The following is a 20,201-nucleotide window of genomic DNA, read 5'->3' as shown; positions in this document are numbered from 1 at the left end:
GCAAAGAATGCCCGAAAAGCATATACTACTCCCCGGGCATTTTAACTTTATCTCACTGTTATTATTCAGGACGGCTATAATTAGGTGCTTCGCTGGTAATAGCTACATCGTGAGGATGGCTTTCAAGAACACCAGCATTAGTAATACGAGTGAACTTAGCTTCATGCAGCTTTTCGATATTGGCAGCACCACAATAACCCATACCGGCACGCAAGCCACCTACCAACTGATAGATAACCTCATACAAAGTACCTTTATACGGTACACGGGCCGCAATACCTTCAGGTACAAGCTTCTTCACATCACTGGTTCCGCTTTGGAAATAACGGTCTTTCGAACCATTTTCCATTGCTTCCAAAGAACCCATACCACGATATGACTTAAATTTACGGCCATTGAAAATAATTGTATCGCCCGGCGACTCTTCTGTTCCAGCTACCAAAGAACCAATCATCACACTCCAACCACCAGCAGCAAGAGCCTTGACAACATCGCCCGAATAACGTAAACCACCATCAGCAATCAAAGGCACACCGGTTCCTTCCAAAGCTTTGGCAACATCATAAACAGCAGTCAGCTGGGGAACGCCCACACCTGCAACAACACGGGTTGTACAGATAGATCCCGGACCGATACCAACTTTTACTCCATCAGCACCAGCCTCAACCAAAGCCTTAGCTGCTTCTCCGGTAGCAACATTACCTACTACAATATCAATATCAGGGAAAACTTGCTTTGCTTCTTTCAGCTTCTCAATAACATATTTAGAATGTCCATGAGCTGTATCAATTACAATAGCATCGGCTCCAGCCTCAACCAAAGCACGCATACGGTCGAGTGTGTCAACCGTAACTCCTACACCAGCTGCTACGCGCAAACGTCCTTTTGCATCTTTGCAGGCCATAGGTTTATCTTTGGCTTTTGTTATGTCTTTATAAGTGATCAGACCAACCAGCTTGTTATCTTTGTCCACAACAGGCAGTTTCTCAATCTTATGTTCCTGAAGTATTTGCGCTGCAGCCTCCAGATCGGTTGTCTGATTGGTTGTGACGATATTTTCTTTCGTCATCACTTCATCAATGCGTTTGCTATGATCTTTCTCAAAACGAAGGTCACGGTTAGTGACAATTCCTACCAAATGTCCTTCATCGTCTACAACCGGAATACCTCCAATCTTATATTCTGCCATCAACGACAATGCATCGGCAACAGAAGAGCCTCTCTTAATGGTAACGGGATCATAAATCATACCGTTTTCAGCACGCTTTACAATAGCTACCTGGCGTGCCTGTTCTTCGATAGACATGTTTTTATGAATCACACCGATTCCACCTTCACGCGCAATGGCAATTGCCATTTTGGCTTCTGTAACAGTATCCATAGCAGCCGTTACAAAAGGAATTTTCAACTCAATGTTTCTTGAAAACTTTGTCGAGAGTTCGACAGTTTTAGGAAGTACTTCAGAATAAGCGGGGATTAACAATACATCATCGTAAGTCAATCCATCCATAACAATCTTATCAGCAATAAATGACATAGGTATGCGTTTAAAATTTATTGCGTGCAAATATACGGTTTTTATTCCATGTCCGTATATCTACACGCAATATTTTTCTTTTATTAAGCTAACTTTCCAAGCTTAATTTGCCATTTCCGAGATAAACTTAATACGCACAAGACGCACTTCTTCTTCGGTAAAATCATCGCCTAATTCATCCAACGCATCATCAATGTTGTCCGTTGTCGATTCTTTAAAGTAATCGTAAATATCAAGCATATGATCCTCGTCCATAATATCTTCGAGGAAATAATCGATATTCAGTTTGGTACCAGAATAAACAATGGCTTCTATTTCATCCAGCAATTCGTCAAATTCAATGCCTTTCGACATTGCTATATCATCCAAAGCTACTTTACGGTCGATCGCCTGAATGATAGCCACCTTCATTTTCGACTTGTTGGCAACAGTGCGCACACGTAAGTCTTCCGGACGCTCAATTTCATTTTCTTCACAATGGCGTTTGATCAGCTTACAGAATTCTTCACCATAACGTTTAGCCTTGCCTGCTCCTACTCCGGGAATATTCTGCAGTTCCTCCAACGTTACAGGATAAATGGTAGCCATTGCCTCCAGCGATGGATCCTGGAAAATTACATAAGGCGGAACTTCCAATTGCTTGGACAGCTTCTTGCGCAAATCTTTCAGCATGGAATATAACGCCGGATCCACAGCACACGAGCCTCCTCCCCGCATCGGAGCTTCTTCTTCCAATTCTTCAAAATCGGTATCTTCCACAATTTTGAAAGATTTCGGATGCTTCAGGAATTTACGTCCTTCATCTGTCACCTTCAGCAAACCATAGTTTTCTACATCTTTGCTCAGATAACCGGCTATCAAAGCCTGACGAATAACGGCATTCCAGGTTTTATCTTCTTCTCCCATTCCGGATCCGAACACTTCCAGATCTTCATGCAAATGAGCCAGAACTTCAGAAGTTTCCTTTCCTTGTATCACATCTATAATATAATCTGCCTTGAAGTTCTCCTTTACGGCAAGAACAGTTTCAATGACAGTACATAATAAATCTTGAGCTTCCACTTGTTTTTTCGGATTTAAACAGTTGTCACAATTTCCACAATTATCTTCCGTGTACTCTTCACCGAAATAATGCAGCAGCGTTTTGCGGCGGCACACGGATGATTCGGCATACGCAGCGGTTTCCAGCAGAAGCTGCTTGCCTATTTCCTGCTCTGCTACAGGTTTTCCCTGCATAAACTTTTCCAGTTTCTGCAAGTCTTTATTGGTATAAAAAGTAATGCATTGTCCTTCTCCTCCATCACGACCGGCACGGCCAGTTTCCTGATAATATCCCTCCAGACTTTTCGGTATATCATAATGGATCACGAAGCGTACATCAGGTTTATCGATTCCCATACCGAATGCTATTGTAGCCACAATAACATCGATCTTCTCCATCAGGAAATCATCCTGATTTTGAGTACGCGTAGCAGAATCCATTCCTGCATGATACGGACGTGCGTTAATGCCATTTGCCTGAAGTATTTCGGCCAGTTCTTCCACCTTTTTCCGGCTTAAGCAATAAATAATACCCGATTTTTCAGGATTATTCTTGATAAACTTTATGATGTCACGATCCACATTGGCTGTTTTGGGACGTACCTCATAATAAAGGTTAGGCCGATTGAAGGATGACTTAAACACCTGTGCTTCTATCATACCCAGATTCTTCTGAATATCGTGCTGCACCTTCGGTGTGGCTGTCGCAGTAAGTGCAATCAGCGGAGCCTTTCCTATCTCGTTGATAATCGGACGAATCCTGCGGTATTCCGGACGGAAATCATGCCCCCACTCCGAAATACAGTGAGCTTCGTCAACAGCGTAAAACGAAATTTTCACTGTCTTAAGAAACTCCACATTTTCCTCCTTCGTCAGCGATTCCGGCGCGACATACAGCAACTTGGTCTTGCCGTTAATAATGTCTGACTTCACCTGATCAATCGCACTCTTGTTCAGAGAAGAATTAATAAAATGGGCTACTCCCTCTTCCTCGCTAAAGTTACGCATCGCATCGACCTGATTCTTCATCAAAGCAATCAAGGGAGAAATTACAATGGCCGTTCCTTCCATCAACAACGAAGGTAACTGATAGCACAAAGATTTTCCTCCACCGGTAGGCATCAATACAAAGGTATCATTACCTGCCAACAAGTTTTTAATGATAGCTTCCTGATTTCCTTTAAATGTGTCGAACCCGAAGTATTTCTTCAGCTGGTCTGTCAAATTTATATTCTTCCCTGCCATGATTCGTTAGGTTGTTTATTCAATTATCAGTTTTATTAGTCACACTAACAAAGTTATAAACAACTTCTTAAATTTCAAGCATATTCTGCTGATTATTTTTTCTGAAACTTCAAAAAAAGTAATCAGACAAAGATTAGCTTTTGATTTTAAGCATTTTGCAAACGAGCCACATTAGCCTTTTCAAGCTGGCTTTTGGCATAATCCAACGTCACGACAAATGTTTTTTTCTGTTCGGAAGGAACTTCGAACATCGCATCCATCATGATTGTCTCCACAATGGCACGCAATCCACGGGCACCCAACTTGTATTCTACCGCCTTATCGACAATGTATTCAAAAACAGCATCCTCGAAAGTCAGCTGTACTCCGTCCATTTCAAACAGCTTTATATATTGCTTGATGATAGAATTTTTAGGTTCAGTCAAAATAGCCCGCAATGCATTACGGTCAAGCGGATTGAGATATGTCAATACCGGCAAACGACCTATGATTTCAGGAATCAGTCCAAACGACTTCAAGTCTTGAGGAGCGATATACTGCATCAGATTCTTTTTATCAATAGTAGCCGTATTACGCACAGCATTATAACCGACGACATGCGTATTCAAACGCTGAGCGATCTTCTTCTCAATTCCATCGAAAGCACCACCGCAAATGAACAGAATGTTTTTCGTGTTCACAGGAATCATCTTCTGATCAGGATGCTTACGCCCTCCCTGGGGAGGAACATTCACTACCGAACCTTCAAGCAGTTTCAACAGGCCTTGTTGTACTCCCTCGCCACTAACATCACGGGTAATGGAAGGATTATCTCCTTTGCGGGCAATCTTATCGATCTCGTCGATAAAGACTATACCCCGTTCAGCTTCGGGCACATTGTAATCCGCCACTTGCAATAAACGGGTCAAGATACTTTCTATATCTTCGCCCACATAACCAGCCTCGGTCAGTACCGTCGCATCTACAATGGTAAAAGGGACATGCAGCAGTTTGGCAATCGTACGTGCCAGTAATGTTTTACCGGTACCAGTACTTCCTACCATGATGATATTCGATTTTTCAATCTCTACATCATCTCCTGCATCCTTCTGCAGCAGACGTTTATAATGATTATAAACAGATACTGACAAATAACGTTTGGCATCGTCTTGTCCAATAACATATTGATCAAGAAAAGCCTTGATTTCTGCCGGCTTCGGCAATTCCGCAAGATTCAGTTTTGAGACCCCGTTCTTTTTGGCGGCTCCCATTGCTTCTTGTGCTATCTCATAGGCCTGGGTAGCACAACTGTCACAAATGAAGCCGTTCATGCCCGTGATAAGAAAGCCTACCTCATCTTCCGAACGACCACAAAAACTACATCTATTCTTATTTCGTCTCGAATCTGCCATACTTATTTCTTAATCAATACTTCGTCTACCATGCCATATTCTTTTGCCTCTTGGGCAGTCATCCAATAATCACGATCAGAATCAGCCCATACTTTATCGAAAGGAGTATGTGAATGATCGGCAATAATAGTATAAAGTTCTTTCTTCAATTTCTGAATTTCGCGGGCAGTGATTTCTATGTCCGAAGCCTGTCCCTGTGCTCCACCCATCGGCTGGTGAATCATAACACGTGAATGGGTCAACGCCGAGCGCTTTCCTTCCGCTCCAGCTACCAATAAAACAGCTGCCATGCTGGCTGCCATACCTGTACAGATTGTAGCCACATCACAACTGATAAACTGCATCGTATCATAAATGCCCAATCCGGCATACACCGATCCGCCCGGTGAATTGATATAAATAGATATGTCCTTACCCGGATCTACCGAGTCAAGATAAAGTAATTGTGCCTGCAGAGTATTGGCCGTATAGTCATCGATTTGTGTACCAAGAAAAATGATACGGTCCATCATCAAACGCGAGAATACGTCGAGCTGCGTCACATTAAGCTGGCGTTCCTCCAAAATATATGGATTCAGATACCCGGCTTGCGACTTGATTACATCGTCCAGCACCAAGCTATTCATACCCAAATGCTTGGTTGCGTATTTTCTAAAATCATCCATTGTCTTTCGATTTATTATTAAATTAAAAACGGGTGCAAAGAAACAAAAAAGAATAGATAGACACAAAAAAAACAGGGATGTTTGAAGAGTTTTTCAAACATCCCTGTTTTTTTAAGTAACAAGCTGCAAACTATAAGCAACAAATATGGATATGATAATTATCTGAACCTATCCCTTATCTATTTGTTACAAAGCTTATTGCCTGCTATTTTCGGTTATATTATTCAAACATTTTGTTAAAGTCAACAGCCGAAATAGCCTTGTTTTCTAATGTTACCTGCGGCTTCAATGCAGTAGCAAGTTTGGTTTCTACTACACGGTTCACCAGACCTTCAACACTTTCTTTCTTCTTCAACATCTCTTTCGAGTAGTTTTCCAGAATTTCATCAGGCACACTCAGCATACCGTATTGTGCAAACTGTGCACGGGTAGCTTCCTTAGCCATGTCGGTAATATCCTTTTGCTCAACTTTGATATCGTTAGCTTTCACCAACTGCTCCTTAATCAGGTGCCAAGTCAGCTCTTCAATGCTCTTGTCGTAGTTGTCCTCAACAAACTTCTCGTCCTTATCAGGATTGTTCAGACGCATAATGCGTTTCAGCAATGCATCGGGGAATTCAAGCTTGCCAATCTTATCGGTCAACACCTTGCGCAAGTCGATAAGGAACTTATAGTCGCTATCTGCTACGAACTGGTTAGCGATAACTTCTTTCACCTTAGCACGGAATTCTTCTTCAGTCTTTACATTACCCTCACCAAATACTTGATCGAAGATATCCTGATTCAGTTCACCTTCTACGAAGCGGGTAATTTCTTCTACCTGATAGCTGAAGTTAGACTTCATTTCAGCAGCAGCCTCCTTATCGATCTTCAACAACGAAGCCAGCTCTGCCGGATTGCCATCCCATGCAGTGTGAGGATTGAACACCAGCACATCATTCACCTTAGCATTGGCGAAGATAGCCTTCTGTTCGTCATTCTTCATATAGGCAGGCATCATCACAGCACCTTCTACCTGGATACCGCCTTCCTTGGTGTTTCCTTCCTCATCAAGTTCTGCCAACAGACCTTTCAACAGATCGTTCTCGGCATAAGTCTCAACCTGTTCGTACTTTCCGTTGCGTTGAGTATAGGCTTTCACCTGATTGTTTACCATCTCATCGGTTACCTCGATATCATAATAGTCTACCTTGTCATCCTTGCTAACCTCTACTTTGAACTCAGGTGCCAAAGCGATGTCAAACAAGAATTCGAATTCTTCCATCGTATCGAAATCGATAGCCGGTTGTTTTTCTTCATTAGGCAGCGGTTCGCCCAAGATGTTTACCTTATTGTCCTGAATATACTTATATACAGTTTCTGAAAGCAACTTGTTCACTTCTTCGGCCAGTACAGATTTTCCGTACATCTTCTTCACCAGCCCCATAGGAACCATGCCCGGACGGAAACCCGGCATTTGTGCTTTCTGGCGGAGGTGCTTCAAAGCCTTGTCCACCCTTTCCTGATAATCTGCTTTTTCGAGCTTTACAGTAAGCAGTGCGCTTACCTTGTCAATGTTTTGCAATGAAACGTTCATCGTGACAAATTATTTATTTGATTTATACTATATTCCAAATTCTCAAAATGAGTGCGCAAAATTAGCGTTAATCTTTCAATTATCAAAAACATCGCCAAATTATTTCATTTCAGTAACATTCTACTTGGTTATTCTATCTTCTCCGCACAGCCTCCTCCGCAACTTTCTATACAGGCATCTGTCAATAATAAGAATCGATCATTTTTACAAAAGGAAACAAATAAGTACGGAGGCTGAAATTCGGCCTCCGTACAAACTTTTTTTTAGCAAACTGTTTTTATAAAAATCTACTCTTCTTCAAACATAAAACGTTTGAAATAAACTTGTTGTTCCTGAGCAGAAATACTAATCAGACGAATCTTCTGCACCTTACGCCCAGAGACCTGACCATTAAAACGTGTTTTACCATTCACCGGCTGAAGAGGAACAGACTCCCAATTTCGACCGTCAACAGTCGTTTCGAGGCGGAAAGAAGCCGCCATATCCGCAATACCCAAATCAACAGACAAACTTTTCAGTGTACGCAAGCCGTCTATCGACAGAACAAATTCACCACCCGGTTGCCAGCGAATTACCTCATTGACAGCAGCCACACTACCGCCCTTACCTTTATGCGAAACGGATAAGGAAGCCAACTGAGGAACGTTGCTGCTCATGGTATAAGGCATGTAAGCAGCACGGGTATCAAGCTGCGTCTTATACTTATTGTTATAACGAGTAACAGCTGATACAAACAAAGCATTAAAGGTAGGCAACAATTCTTTGCTTCCGCTTTTCACCCCAGGCTGATAGGGATTCTGATTGTAAGAAGTATCAATTTTGTACATCAGCATCTGCAAAGCCTTGGCGTGTGCATAAGCAGCATCAAAAGCCTCAGCATCCGAAGCTTTAAGAGATTGCAGCATACGGAGCACCGACTCTCCATATTGTCCCACCAGTTTAAACTGCATCAGCCACGGTTCTATTTCGGTTATCAAAGCCATATTTTCTTGCGATGCCATCAAGCAATCGGCCGCCTCTACAATTTTCCGGCATTCCGTTTCTACCTGGCTGAACGCATTTTCATCGATAGTCCCATTTTCCTTGTAAGCCGAGAGCAATGCCTGTAAAGCCGGTTGCAGGGCCACAGACTCATCGCGACGGAACCCATGACCGTTAACTCCCAAATCGGAATTGTGAACTGCAAAAGTTTCAAGACTGGAAGCGTGAAGAGGCATCAAACTGCGAATAGCACGTTTCCAGGAAGCATCACTGTCATAGTCTGCCAGATTCCAAGCATAGTCTGCCACACTATACAAAGCTATTTTAGAAGCTTCGGCATGTTCCATCGGATTAGAGACAAAACCTTCCATTTGATCGGCAATGTCGAGTCCGTTACCATAAACCGGTCCCATAAGCAAGTGATCGCGTACATAGTCTGAAACCGGGAAATTCCACCAGATGTATGCTTTACGTTTTATTAAAGGATTGATAAAGTCCATCGATTCACGGTCGATCGTGGCAATAACACGGTTTCCTGTCCACATGATCTGAATGCCCGGGTTCAGTTTCTCGCCCAACGTAGTAAGATAGCCTCCAGCCACGTTAGACCACGATCTGTTATATTCCGTAGGACACATGATGAGCGGTTCCACATCGCCCTTCACCTTTACAAAATGGTCATCCAGATAATTAAGCAGTTCGGCCTGCTTGTCTGCTTTGGTTCCTTCACCCGAAATATCATCGAAGAAAACAGCAAAACCACGCACACCCAGCTCATACATGCGTTCGAACTTATTCAGCAGATTCTGACGATCTTCATCGTTCCACTTAATATCCTGTCCCGGATGGATAGCCCAATAAAAGATTACCCCATTCTCGGCAGCTTTGTCTACCAGTTCTTTCAGCTGAGCCGCTTCACGTTCAGGATAAGGTTTCCGCCAGTTGGGAGTACTATGATAAGGATCGTCTTTCGGACCATACAAATAAACATTCATTTTATTACGTCCATAAAACTCCAACTGACTAAGACGTGCCTCATGACTCCAGGGAGTACCATAAAAGCCTTCCACCACACCACGGTAAGGCACATCAGGATAGTCCGTTATCTCAGCCAAAGGCAATTTAGGCAAAGTAAGTAACTGAGCCAGCGTCTGCACGCCATAATAAGTACCCCGTTCGTCGGTACCAGCAATAATAATCTCGTCCTTATCTATCTTCAGATAATAACCTTCCGGATTGGCAGGAATACGTCGAGCGTACTTTTTCACGGCTTTATCGCCCTTAGTACCGATACTGATGCGAAACGCAACCTTTTCAGCCTTACCAGGCAATAATTTTTCAAGCAAAAGCAAGGCAGGAGAATCTTCCAGTTTCTGATCAGCAGAAAGTGCATAAGTCAAAGGAAGAGCAATGCTGTCCTGAGACGCTTCATAAACCTGAGGAGTGGGTTGTAAATGGAATTCTTGGGCTGACAACATGCCTAACGACAGACAGCCCATAATTCCGGATAGCAGTAGTTTTCTTTTCATAGGAGTTAGTTTAATTATGATCGGGTACAAAAATACGCCTTTCATTCATATAAACCACCTTCCATTCTAAAAAACGCCAATAATCTGCCGCCCGGCCAGCTCTTTTTATATAAATCTCCGAATATAAGCTGCAGCTTTTCATTATCGATGTAAGGACAACTACAAATTATGCTCTCCAAGCAGCAGCCAAACAGATTCACATCAGATTTTCTTTCTGATCAGCAAACAGCAGCCACCACCCGGAGCCAGCTTCACCTGCACTACAGAATCGGCCGACACCTGTTGCCGACGCACTTTCAGCTGCTCGCGATTATGCAGGTAATGGGCATCATCGCCGTCTTCCACCACCACAGCCTCGTATTCCGTTCCTTTCTCCAGAAAATCCATTGGCAGGTCGAGTGTGCGTCCCTCTTCGTTCGTAGCCACACCTACCAGATAAGCCTCTTTCGTTTCTCTCATCATGGCAATGTACTCACCAATCTTTCCACAAAGCGTACGGCTCTCCAACCAAGGCATCTGCTGTGCACTGATGAACTCCAACAAAGGAGGATATTTACGATAGAATTCAGGAATATCGGGAATAACAGTAGCTCCCGAAAAGACGATAAGCGTACGCGCAGCCTCGGACACCAAAGTAGAAGGAACCGGCTGGCTTTCGTCCACACGGGTAGTGTGCCCCTGCCGTAGGTCGAACATACCGTTGTTCATGTCGATGGGACCTGCTATCATATTGACAAATACAGAAGTAACAAATGTCTTAGGCTGGAATACCCGATGGGCATCGAGCTGTGCCTGACAATATTCACGCGTAACGGCATTGGGCCACGTACGCATCTGACCGTAAGGATGAACAGGACCATCGTGGAAATCGACAAGCAGCCTGTTCTGTGCGCACAAAGCAGTTATTTTCTGTGTCCACAGATTCTTTTCACGGGGAGTTCCGCTCATAAAGCCATATTTGATTCCGGCTGCTCCCCACGAAGCATATTGCGAAAGAGTTTCTTCGATAGGATATCGCCGTCCGCCTACATCATTCAGATAGAGCCATACGCCCACCCCTTTTTCCTTACCATATTGGATAATACGTTTTACATCCGATGATTTGTCTCCCGAAATCGGATTAGACTCTGCCTCGTGTTCAGGACCGTACCAATTGGCATCAAGCACCAGATAAGGAATATGTTGTTCGGCTGCAAAGTCAATCATACGTACCCACGAAGGATAATTCATTCCATACGTAAAGCCTTCCCATTGGGCACCGTCAATACGCCAGTCCCAAACAGCCACACCGGGTTTCACCCACGAAAAGTCGCCCGTAGGATCGGGATTCAGCAACTCAATCAGGTGAGAATCGACCATCGCGCCAGGAGTACCTCCTACAAAAATCACTCTCCATGCTGACAGATAGCCCGCTGCCAGGTCGACCGCCTGAGGTTCAACTTCAAAAGTCCGTTCGCCTTTGGCTGAACGCAAAAGCAAAGGAGCATCGGTATGCAAGTCGGCTTCGTGCAGAGCCATGTACAACGTACTGTCCACCTGTACTGTCATTACAGGCTGGCGGGTACCTTCCGATTCAGTCAGACGTTCAGGGCCGATATTATGCCACTCGTTATTATAGAACCAAGCTGTATAATCGCCATTGAAAGCAAAACGGGTACTTTCCATCACCTTATTTATAGCCAATGGAGAATCTTCGGGAACAAAATAGCGGAATGCTACACCATCATCGTAAGCCCGGAAAGCCATGCCGAGCGTACGGTCGGAATCTCCCAAAGAAAAAGTCAGAGAAAGTTCGTTGTAGCAGTCTTTTACACTGCTTCGTTTGCCCCATACCGGTTTCCAGACACCATTATGCTGATTTCTTTCTGCAGATACCAGCTTAACACGACTGGCAGTAAACAGCTGGCTGTTCAGAGAATCCTGAAATCCTAACAACGAAGTATTCACCAACAGAGAGTCGTAAGCAGACAAACGATAACTCCAGTTTCCGCTATCGGATTGGAATACTTCGAGAGAAATCTCTCCGGCAGGAGATGTCAAAACATACTCTGTAGCTTTACCACAACCGGCAAAAGACAGAAAGAACAAAAAACAATACAGTAGTTTCATCAAATGTTTCATAATATTTCGGCATTAAATAATCTAAGGTAGTTTGTCTGCGAGCGAAAAGACTAAACCATAAAATCCTTGCGACGCAGCACAAAGCTGTTACTCAAGTACTTTTCGCGCACAATCTTATTCTCGGCCAACTCTTCAGGCGTACCCTGGAACAGAATCTTGCCCTCGAACAGCAGGTAAGCACGACTGGTGATACTCAATGTTTCCTGCACGTTGTGGTCGGTAATAAGAATACCGATGTTCTTATCCTTCAGTCGCCATACAATCTGTTGGATATCTTCTACAGCAATCGGGTCGACACCGGCAAAAGGTTCGTCAAGCATAATAAATTTGGGGTCGATAGCCAGACAGCGGGCAATCTCCGTACGTCGACGCTCACCACCCGAAAGCTGGTTACCCTTGTTCTTACGTACTTTCTGAAGACGGAACTCGGCTATCAGGCTTTCCAGTTTTTCTTTCTGATATTCCAAGGGTTTGTTAGTCATCTCAAGTACAGAAGCGATATTGTCTTCCACACTCATCTGACGGAAAACGGAAGCTTCCTGCGCCAGATAACCGATGCCGGTCTGAGCACGCTTATACACCGGATATTTCGTGATGTCAAGATCGTCCAGGAAAATACGACCTTCGTTAGGAGTTATCAATCCTACTGTCATGTAGAACGACGTAGTCTTTCCGGCACCATTCGGTCCGAGCAGTCCGACAATCTCTCCCTGCTTGACATCAAACGATACATGACTTACCACTGTGCGCTTTCCGTACTTTTTGACCAAATCTTCCGTGCGAAGCACCATTTTAGTTTCTTCCATATCAGCTAATTTTGCCGCAAATGTAGCAAAATATGCTGAAAAGCCGTACATTTGCAGACAAATACTAACTCAGAAGTTATGATAAAAGCCCTTAAGACAGTAGGAAGATATTTCATGCTCATGGGACGAACTTTCTCCCGCCCCGAACGTATGCGCATGTTCTTCCGCCAATACCTCAACGAAATGGAGAAGCTGGGCGTAAACTCCATCGGCATCGTATTGCTGATATCGTTCTTCATCGGCGCCGTTATCACCATACAGATCAAGCTGAACATCGAAAGCCCCTGGATGCCCCGATGGACCGTTGGCTATGTGACCCGCGAAATCATGCTGCTGGAATTCTCGTCCTCCATCATGTGTCTGATTCTGGCAGGAAAAGTCGGTTCCAACATCGCTTCCGAACTGGGAACAATGCGCGTCACGCAGCAGATTGACGCATTGGAGATCATGGGAGTCAATTCGGCCAGCTATCTCATTCTGCCCAAAATATTCGCCATGGTTACCATGATTCCGTTACTGGTGACTTTCAGTATCTTCGCCGGCATCATCGGAGCCTTTGCCACCTGCTGGTTCGGGGGCATTATGACGGCTACCGACCTCGAATACGGTCTGCAATACATGTTTGTAGAATGGTTCATCTGGTGCGGCATCATCAAGTCACTGTTTTTTGCCTTCATCATTGCCAGCGTATCGGCTTTCTTCGGCTATACCGTCGACGGCGGATCTATCGAAGTGGGCAAAGCCTCGACCGACTCGGTTGTGACCAGTAGCGTACTGATACTTTTTGCCGACCTGGTACTGACACAACTATTGATGGGATAAACGGAAAATCGTAACAGAAAACAGAAACAATTATGATAGAACTGAAAGGACTATGCAAGTCATTTGAAGAAAAAAACGTATTGACCGACATCAGTGCTACCTTCGAGAATGGAAAGACCAGCCTGATTATCGGACAAAGCGGTTCGGGAAAAACCGTACTGATGAAGTGCATCGTCGGACTGCTGACACCCGAAAAAGGAGAGCTGCTGTACGACAACCGCAACTTCTTGACAATGAACAAGAAGGAGAAAAAAGCCTTACGGCGCGAAATGGGTATGATTTTTCAAAGCGCCGCACTCTTCGACTCAATGACTGTGCTGGAAAACGTCATGTTTCCGCTGAATATGTTCAGCAACGACACTTTACGCGACCGTACCCGCCGTGCCATGTTCTGCCTGGACCGTGTCAACCTGACCGAAGCCCAAAACAAATACCCCGGCGAAATAAGCGGCGGTATGCAAAAGCGTGTAGCCATAGCCCGTGCCATCGCACTGAACCCGCAATACCTGTTCTGCGACGAGCCCAACTCGGGCCTCGACCCTAAGACATCGCTGGTCATCGACGAGCTGATACAGGACATTACACGCGAATACAACATGACAACCCTGATCAACACACACGATATGAACTCGGTGATGGGGATCGGCGAAGAAATTATTTTCATTTATGAAGGCCATAAAGAATGGGAAGGCAGTAAAGACGACATTTTCACTTCGAGCAACGAACGGCTGAACAATTTCATCTTTGCTTCGGACCTGTTCCGCAAAGTAAGAGAAGTAGAAATCCAGAATATCGAAGGATAAGATACAAAAAACGCAGCCATAAAGAGCTGCGTTTTTTTGTTCTCATAAAACCAGTTAATAGAATTGCATATCATCACGACATACATTTGTCTGCTATATGCTTCCTATCCGAAGCATTAAAGGAGATTTCAAATACGCCACAAAAATAACCTATAGTTTTCATATAAAAATCACGGAAAACCGTGAGAGGCTTCTTTTTCGTCCTTATTCCAACTTCAGCCATCCCCGTGACACGGCTTTCAATACCATATCAACGGAATTTCGAGCATCAAATTTAGATATCAGCCTTTTACGGAAAGTCTCTACCGTATTTTCCGAAATACTCAACTGGGCTGCTATCTCACGAGTACTCAGTCCCTTTGCTATGCCCTGCAACACTTCAAGCTCGCGCCGTGTAGGAAGGTCGTGAGGCAACAGTTCGGCCGAATGACGGGCCAACATCCGACAAATAGATGCAAAACGAGGGCAGGTGTACGACTTCCCCTGAAGAACACTGCGAATAGCCGCTGCCAATTCGGACGATGCCGAAGCTTTCAGTATAACGGCATTGACCCCGCTCTGGGCAAGCCTGTTTGCTATCCACACTTCTTCGTGCATCGTATTTACAATAATCAGCGCCTGTTCATTCAACTCGCGTATGCGGGCTATCAGCTCAAAACCAGACAGGTCGGGAATGCTGACATCCAGTATATAAATATCGTAATCACGCTTGGCTATCAGTTCAGCAGCTTTTATACCGGAAGTCACCGCATCGGCCACTATCGCTTCCGGCATCCGGTTCACAACCCGGCAAATGCCTTCGAGCACCAGGCTGTGGTCGTCAACCACTAACACTTCAGCTTTCTCTCTCTTCTCCATAATCGTTCAATTTCACTTTAACAGTTACTGCCAGATGCGTACCCTGCCCAGAATGAGCATCCAGCTGCACAGTTGCACCGATGGTTTCGGCTCTTTGCATGATGGTTTGCAAGCCGATTCCTTTTTTCTTCTTATTCAGGTCGAAACCTTTCCCGTCATCGTCTACACGCACGGACAATGATGCTCCTTCCAACCGCAACTCTACTCTGACCAGCGATGCGTCGGCATACTTCAAAGCATTGCTCACCGCTTCCTGAACGATGCGATAAAACTCAAAACCGATGGCTTGCGGAATCTGTTTCCAGTCAACTCCCTCGGTAGAATGATACTCGGCCTTCGTTCCTTCAGGCAACGACAAGTGCCAGATGTAGTCGCCCAGCATTTCGTCGATGGTCGCATACTGAAAAGCCGGCGGCATCAGTTCGTGCGACATGCTGCGCAAGCGTTCACGGGTAGCATCGAGCACCGCAAGCTGTTCATTCATCGCCTGGTCGTGACGGTCCTCGGTTATCGCCCGTATGTTCATGCCGAGAGCTAGCAGACTGTTGCAAACATCATCGTGCAGTTCGGCAGCCATCCGCTCGCGTTCACTTTCCAATCCGTCGATATACTTGCGTGCAAGACGTTGTTCGGTATCTTTCTGCAAAGCCAGAAACTGCCGTTCTTTTTCGCCTGCCGCCTGTGCCAACTGGGCCACACGTGCCTTCTGGCGCTGGCGCACATAAAGAAAAACAAGTATCAGCATCAGCAACAAAGCAATGGTTCCGCCCGACACAATACGGCTGCGCAACAATGCTGCTTCCCGCTCCAGTTCTTTCTGCTGCAAGCGCGTAATCTCCAGTTCTTTCTCCTTAGTCCTATATTTTACCAGAAAGTCCGAAAGCTGTTCGGAATATTCCTCACGCGATGCCGAGTCGCGCAAAGCGTATGCCGTACGCAGACTTTTATAGGCCTTTGGATATTCATGCAACGCATGCAAGCATTCGGACAAATGCAGATACACGTCATAATCCTTTATGTCGCGATAACCCGCCTTTTGCATATCTATCAGAGCGAGGTAAGAAACCATCGCCTCACGATATTGCTTCCTGTCCTGCATCAAAGGGGCACGGGTCTGATGATAACGATAACGCTCCACGTCCGTCCGAAGTTCGCCAACCATTTCCTCCAGGCTTTGCAAACAAATCATGGCACTATCCGTCTGCCCCAATGTACGATAGGCATTGGCCAGATAATTGTAGGCCTCGCAAAGACGTCGTTTGTTGTTTACTCCTTCCAACACCGGAATAGCCTTTTGCAACGTAACAACCGCCTCCCGACTTTTCCCTGCGATATTACACTGGATAGCTCCAAGATTGACATAGAACAGGCCTATCATCTGCGGAGTGCCATAGCGCAAAGCATAGTCGACCGCTTTCTGCGAGAAAGGAAGGGCTGCTTCGGGCTGGTCCGAATCGCAATACACCGTTGCAATGTTGCCATAAATGTGAGCAACCGTCCGGAAGTTACCTTGAGCCTCGCACAGGCGAAGTGCCTGTTCAAAACTATGAATCGATTCATTCAGCCGCTTCTTGCGCCGGTAGATAGCGCCCAGCTGATTCAGGTTTTCTATCAGCATAGCCGTATCTTTATCCAGCTCCGAACGCTTTTCGGCCTGAAGCGTATAGACAAGTGCAGAATCTGTCTTGCCTTCGTACAGAAAAGAACTGGCATAGTTGGTTAGCATCACCCGATAGTCTTCAGCCATGCGTGGCTCGTGCCTGGCTGCTTCCATTCCTTTTTTCAGATAGAAACGGGCTGAATCGTAGCGGGCAGACACATTGAAATAATAGCCCATGTCGGAAGAATAAGTAACAACTTTGTCCTGCATCCGGCCTCTTACCGCAAGGTCGAGCGCTTTGCGTTTCCAGCGGAAACCCGCATCGTAATCACCGTCGACAAAGCAGGCCTCGCCTTTCCAGGCATAGTATTCCCTGAAAGCAGCCAGACTTTTGTCGCGCACCGCCAGCTGCCGGATGGAATCGGCATAAAGAGAAAGCAGTTCGGGATATCGTTCGATCGAAGACAGGTAAGCGCATACGTCGGCATAGCTTTCCATCGTTTTCTTTTCGGCAGCCAGCCTACGCAGTTCAAGCAACCGACCTTCATCAGCCGCCCACAAATCTGCTTGAAACAGAAAAAACGAAAGTATGCACAATACCTTTATAATCTTCATGTATACGTATTTTGGTTCAGCGACAAAAATACAGAAAACCAATCTATCCGCATACGATTCAGGAATTTTTCTTTCGCCGGCAAAAATAAAATGACAATAGGGCATAAAAAAACCGCCAGCTTTGCAGCCAGCGGTCAAGAAATAATGATTCATTCCGAAAACCCGACGGAAGGGTTTTAAAAGACACTTGCAAGTCATTTGTCAGACACTTGCATTCCATTTGTGGGACACTTGCACGGCTCGTGCAGAACACTTGTGTCGCTCACGAGCCACACTTGCACGGCTCAAAACACCGTTTTGCAAGGCCTGAAAGCATCTCCAGACGGCTTTCGGAATGCCTCCGACACCTTCCCTCCTTACTTCTGACGGATATAGATGTTGATAGGAGTACCCGTCAGGTTCCACTTTTCGCGCATCTTGTTTTCCAGGAAGCGGCGATAAGGTTCTTTCACATATTGCGGCAAATTGGCAAAATAGACGAAAGAAGGAACCTTGGTATTGGGAAGCTGTGTGATATACTTAATCTTGATATACTTACCCTTGGTCGAAGGAGGCGGATAGGCCTCGATCAGCGGAAGCATCTCCTCGTTCAGACGTGCTGTAGGAATGCGGGTCATGCGGTTCTGGTATACCTGACGCGCTTCTTCAAGCACCTTCAGGATGCGCTGCTTGGTCAGTGCCGACGCAAAAATAATGGGGAAATCGACAAACGGAGCAAAACGCGAACGGATGGCGTCTTCGAACGTCTTCATCACCTTTACCGTCTTGTCCTCGACCAAGTCCCATTTGTTCACCACTACGACCAATCCCTTCTGATTCTTCTGGATAAGCGAGAAGATATTCAGATCCTGGCTTTCGATGCCACGTGTAGCGTCGAGCATCAGAATACAGATATCCGAATTTTCAATCGAACGGATGGAACGAATCACCGAGTAGTACTCCAGATCTTCAGTCACTTTGTTCTTCTTACGGATACCGGCAGTGTCTACCAGATAAAAATCGAATCCGAATTTATTGTAACGGGTATAAATAGAGTCGCGGGTCGTACCGGCTATCTCTGTCACGATGTTACGGTCTTCGCCAATGAAAGCGTTCACAATGGACGACTTTCCTGCATTGGGACGACCGACAACGGCAAAGCGGGGAATATCTTCATCGAGAATCTCGTCGGACTCTTTCTTGAATTTGCTTACAATCAGGTCCATCATATCGCCCGTACCGCTACCTGTCATAGCCGAGATACAGTAAGGTTCGCCCAAGCCCAAGCTATAAAATTCGGGGGCGTTGTATTGCAGTTCGTTATTATCAGTCTTGTTGGCTATCAGCAACACCGGCTTTTTGGCACGGCGCAGAATAGCGGCTACATGCATATCTAGGTCAGTCACACCGTTCATTACATCGACTACGAACAGAATAACATCTGCCTCGTCGACAGCCATCAGCACCTGTTTACGGATTTCTTCCTCAAAGATATCATCCGAATTGACAACCCATCCACCGGTATCTACTACCGAAAACTCACGCCCCAGCCATTCCGATTTGCCGTATTGGCGATCCCGTGTAGTTCCGGCTTCCTCGTTCACAATCGCCTGGCGGGTTTTGGTCAGACGGTTGAACAAAGTCGATTTTCCCACATTGGGGCGTCCTACTATTGCTACTAAATTTCCCATAGTTTTTCTTGTTTTTGCGACTATCCCAGTCGTATGAATACTAATCCAATTGATAACCGAAGTTACGCAATTCCTTGTCCGAATTACGCCAGTCCTTATCAACCTTCACAAACGTCTCCAGAAAAATAGTCTTTCCGAAGAACTTTTCCAGATCACGGCGAGCCTCGGAAGCAACCTTCTTCAAAGCCTTTCCCTGCTTGCCTATTATAATACCCTTCTGCGATTCACGCTCTACGTAAATCACCGCATTGATGTGTATCTTCTTATCATCTTCCTTGAACTGCTCTACCACTACTTCGACAGAATAAGGGATTTCCTTGTCGTAATACAGCAGAATCTTTTCGCGGATAATCTCGTTGACAAAGAAACGTGCGGGCCGGTCGGTCCACTGGTCTTTATCAAAATAAGGAGGAGAATCGGGCAGAAGTTCCTTGATACGCTTCATCACGTAATCAACATTGAATTTGGTTGCAGCCGAAATAGGAATAATTTCCGCTTGCGGCAACAATTCCTTCCATGCCTCGACTACCTCAACCAGTTTCTCCTGATTAGTCAGGTCTATCTTGTTGACAAGCAAAAGTACCGGTACGGTCATCTTTGCCACCTTTTCGACAAAGTCGTTATGCTTGTCCGGCGTCTCAACTACATCGGTGACATAAAGCAACACGTCCGCATCGGCCAGAGCCGAGGTCGAAAAATTCAGCATGGACTCCTGCAACTTATAATTCGGTTTCAACACTCCCGGTGTATCCGAAAACACAATCTGCATATCATCCGTATTATAGATGCCCATAATGCGGTGACGGGTGGTCTGAGCCTTGAAGGTAGCAATCGAAATCCGTTCACCGACCAAGGCATTCATCAGCGTAGACTTGCCCACATTCGGGTTGCCTACAATGTTTACAAAACCTGCTTTATGCATCGTCTTTCATGTTTTAGAA

14 protein-coding genes are annotated in these 20,201 nt (G+C 45.3%); 2 read left to right on the top strand and 12 right to left on the bottom strand.

Annotated elements, in window-relative coordinates; genetic code table 11:
• Positions 1 to 61: 61 nt before the first annotated feature.
• From guaB to lptB, 8 genes are all read right to left on the bottom strand, one after another.
• Entirely contained in the window at positions 62 to 1,537 is a 1,476-nt protein-coding gene (guaB, locus tag BQ5591_RS05485; RefSeq protein WP_071148692.1) for an IMP dehydrogenase, read from the bottom strand.
• Between the two features lie 102 nt (positions 1,538 to 1,639).
• Entirely contained in the window at positions 1,640 to 3,823 is a 2,184-nt protein-coding gene (gene recQ, locus BQ5591_RS05480) for a DNA helicase RecQ (protein WP_071148691.1), read from the bottom strand.
• Positions 3,824 to 3,969: 146 nt separating this feature from the next.
• Positions 3,970 to 5,214, bottom strand: coding sequence for an ATP-dependent Clp protease ATP-binding subunit ClpX (clpX, locus tag BQ5591_RS05475; protein ID WP_022164359.1), 1,245 nt, complete (start codon positions 5,212 to 5,214; stop codon positions 3,970 to 3,972).
• Between the two features lie 2 nt (positions 5,215 to 5,216).
• On the bottom strand, positions 5,217 to 5,879 hold the full coding sequence (clpP, locus tag BQ5591_RS05470) for an ATP-dependent Clp endopeptidase proteolytic subunit ClpP (protein WP_071148690.1): 663 nt from the start codon (positions 5,877 to 5,879) through the stop codon (positions 5,217 to 5,219).
• Positions 5,880 to 6,099: 220 nt separating this feature from the next.
• Positions 6,100 to 7,455, bottom strand: a complete 1,356-nt coding sequence (tig, locus tag BQ5591_RS05465; RefSeq protein WP_022164358.1) for a trigger factor — start codon at positions 7,453 to 7,455, stop codon at positions 6,100 to 6,102.
• Between the two features lie 287 nt (positions 7,456 to 7,742).
• The gene (locus BQ5591_RS05460) at positions 7,743 to 9,965 is read right to left on the bottom strand and encodes a beta-N-acetylglucosaminidase (protein ID WP_071148689.1); all 2,223 of its coding nucleotides are present in this window, start codon (positions 9,963 to 9,965) and stop codon (positions 7,743 to 7,745) included.
• 201 nt (positions 9,966 to 10,166) lie between these two features.
• Positions 10,167 to 12,086, bottom strand: a complete 1,920-nt coding sequence (locus BQ5591_RS05455; RefSeq protein WP_235817045.1) for a glycoside hydrolase family 97 protein — start codon at positions 12,084 to 12,086, stop codon at positions 10,167 to 10,169.
• A gap of 50 nt (positions 12,087 to 12,136) precedes the next feature.
• Positions 12,137 to 12,892, bottom strand: coding sequence for an LPS export ABC transporter ATP-binding protein (gene lptB / locus BQ5591_RS05450; RefSeq protein ID WP_022164355.1), 756 nt, complete (start codon positions 12,890 to 12,892; stop codon positions 12,137 to 12,139).
• A 78-nt stretch (positions 12,893 to 12,970) separates the two neighbouring features.
• Here lptB and BQ5591_RS05445 point away from each other — a divergent pair, with 78 nt between their 5' ends.
• Entirely contained in the window at positions 12,971 to 13,714 is a 744-nt protein-coding gene (locus BQ5591_RS05445; RefSeq protein ID WP_022164354.1) for an MlaE family ABC transporter permease, read from the top strand.
• 32 nt (positions 13,715 to 13,746) lie between these two features.
• Complete coding sequence (locus BQ5591_RS05440; RefSeq protein WP_022164353.1) at positions 13,747 to 14,517, top strand: ABC transporter ATP-binding protein; 771 nt, start codon at positions 13,747 to 13,749, stop codon at positions 14,515 to 14,517.
• Positions 14,518 to 14,721: 204 nt separating this feature from the next.
• Here BQ5591_RS05440 and BQ5591_RS05435 read toward each other — a convergent pair whose 3' ends face one another.
• From BQ5591_RS05435 to era, 4 genes are all read right to left on the bottom strand, one after another.
• Positions 14,722 to 15,375: a response regulator gene (locus tag BQ5591_RS05435; RefSeq protein WP_071148687.1), complete on the bottom strand. Its 654-nt coding sequence runs from the start codon at positions 15,373 to 15,375 to the stop codon at positions 14,722 to 14,724.
• Positions 15,353 to 17,590 (bottom strand): ATP-binding protein, encoded by a 2,238-nt coding sequence (locus BQ5591_RS05430; protein WP_071149344.1) that lies wholly within the window; start codon positions 17,588 to 17,590, stop codon positions 15,353 to 15,355. The genes BQ5591_RS05435 and BQ5591_RS05430 overlap by 23 nt, the downstream gene beginning before the upstream one ends.
• 356 nt (positions 17,591 to 17,946) lie before the next feature.
• On the bottom strand, positions 17,947 to 19,260 hold the full coding sequence (gene der, locus BQ5591_RS05425) for a ribosome biogenesis GTPase Der (protein ID WP_071148686.1): 1,314 nt from the start codon (positions 19,258 to 19,260) through the stop codon (positions 17,947 to 17,949).
• A 40-nt stretch (positions 19,261 to 19,300) separates the two neighbouring features.
• Positions 19,301 to 20,182: a GTPase Era gene (gene era / locus BQ5591_RS05420; protein WP_022164348.1), complete on the bottom strand. Its 882-nt coding sequence runs from the start codon at positions 20,180 to 20,182 to the stop codon at positions 19,301 to 19,303.
• Positions 20,183 to 20,201: the final 19 nt, after the last annotated feature.

The sequence above is a fragment of the Bacteroides ndongoniae genome, assembly GCF_900108345.1.
In the GTDB taxonomy this organism is placed as follows: Bacteria; Bacteroidota; Bacteroidia; order Bacteroidales; family Bacteroidaceae; genus Bacteroides; species Bacteroides ndongoniae.
This window is presented reverse-complemented; position numbering and strand designations above follow the sequence as displayed.

Excerpts from the sequence above, each read along its gene's own strand:
- guaB (WP_071148692.1), bottom strand. The coding sequence starts at position 1,537 with ATGTCATTTATTGCTGATAAGATTGTTATGGATGGATTGACTTACGAT.
- recQ (WP_071148691.1), bottom strand. The coding sequence starts at position 3,823 with ATGGCAGGGAAGAATATAAATTTGACAGACCAGCTGAAGAAATACTTC.
- clpX (WP_022164359.1), bottom strand. The coding sequence starts at position 5,214 with ATGGCAGATTCGAGACGAAATAAGAATAGATGTAGTTTTTGTGGTCGT.
- clpP (WP_071148690.1), bottom strand. The coding sequence starts at position 5,879 with ATGGATGATTTTAGAAAATACGCAACCAAGCATTTGGGTATGAATAGC.
- tig (WP_022164358.1), bottom strand. The coding sequence starts at position 7,455 with ATGAACGTTTCATTGCAAAACATTGACAAGGTAAGCGCACTGCTTACT.
- BQ5591_RS05460 (WP_071148689.1), bottom strand. The coding sequence starts at position 9,965 with ATGAAAAGAAAACTACTGCTATCCGGAATTATGGGCTGTCTGTCGTTA.
- BQ5591_RS05455 (WP_235817045.1), bottom strand. The coding sequence starts at position 12,086 with ATGAAACATTTGATGAAACTACTGTATTGTTTTTTGTTCTTTCTGTCT.
- lptB (WP_022164355.1), bottom strand. The coding sequence starts at position 12,892 with ATGGAAGAAACTAAAATGGTGCTTCGCACGGAAGATTTGGTCAAAAAG.
- BQ5591_RS05445 (WP_022164354.1), top strand. The coding sequence starts at position 12,971 with ATGATAAAAGCCCTTAAGACAGTAGGAAGATATTTCATGCTCATGGGA.
- BQ5591_RS05440 (WP_022164353.1), top strand. The coding sequence starts at position 13,747 with ATGATAGAACTGAAAGGACTATGCAAGTCATTTGAAGAAAAAAACGTA.
- BQ5591_RS05435 (WP_071148687.1), bottom strand. The coding sequence starts at position 15,375 with ATGGAGAAGAGAGAGAAAGCTGAAGTGTTAGTGGTTGACGACCACAGC.
- BQ5591_RS05430 (WP_071149344.1), bottom strand. The coding sequence starts at position 17,590 with ATGAAGATTATAAAGGTATTGTGCATACTTTCGTTTTTTCTGTTTCAA.
- der (WP_071148686.1), bottom strand. The coding sequence starts at position 19,260 with ATGGGAAATTTAGTAGCAATAGTAGGACGCCCCAATGTGGGAAAATCG.
- era (WP_022164348.1), bottom strand. The coding sequence starts at position 20,182 with ATGCATAAAGCAGGTTTTGTAAACATTGTAGGCAACCCGAATGTGGGC.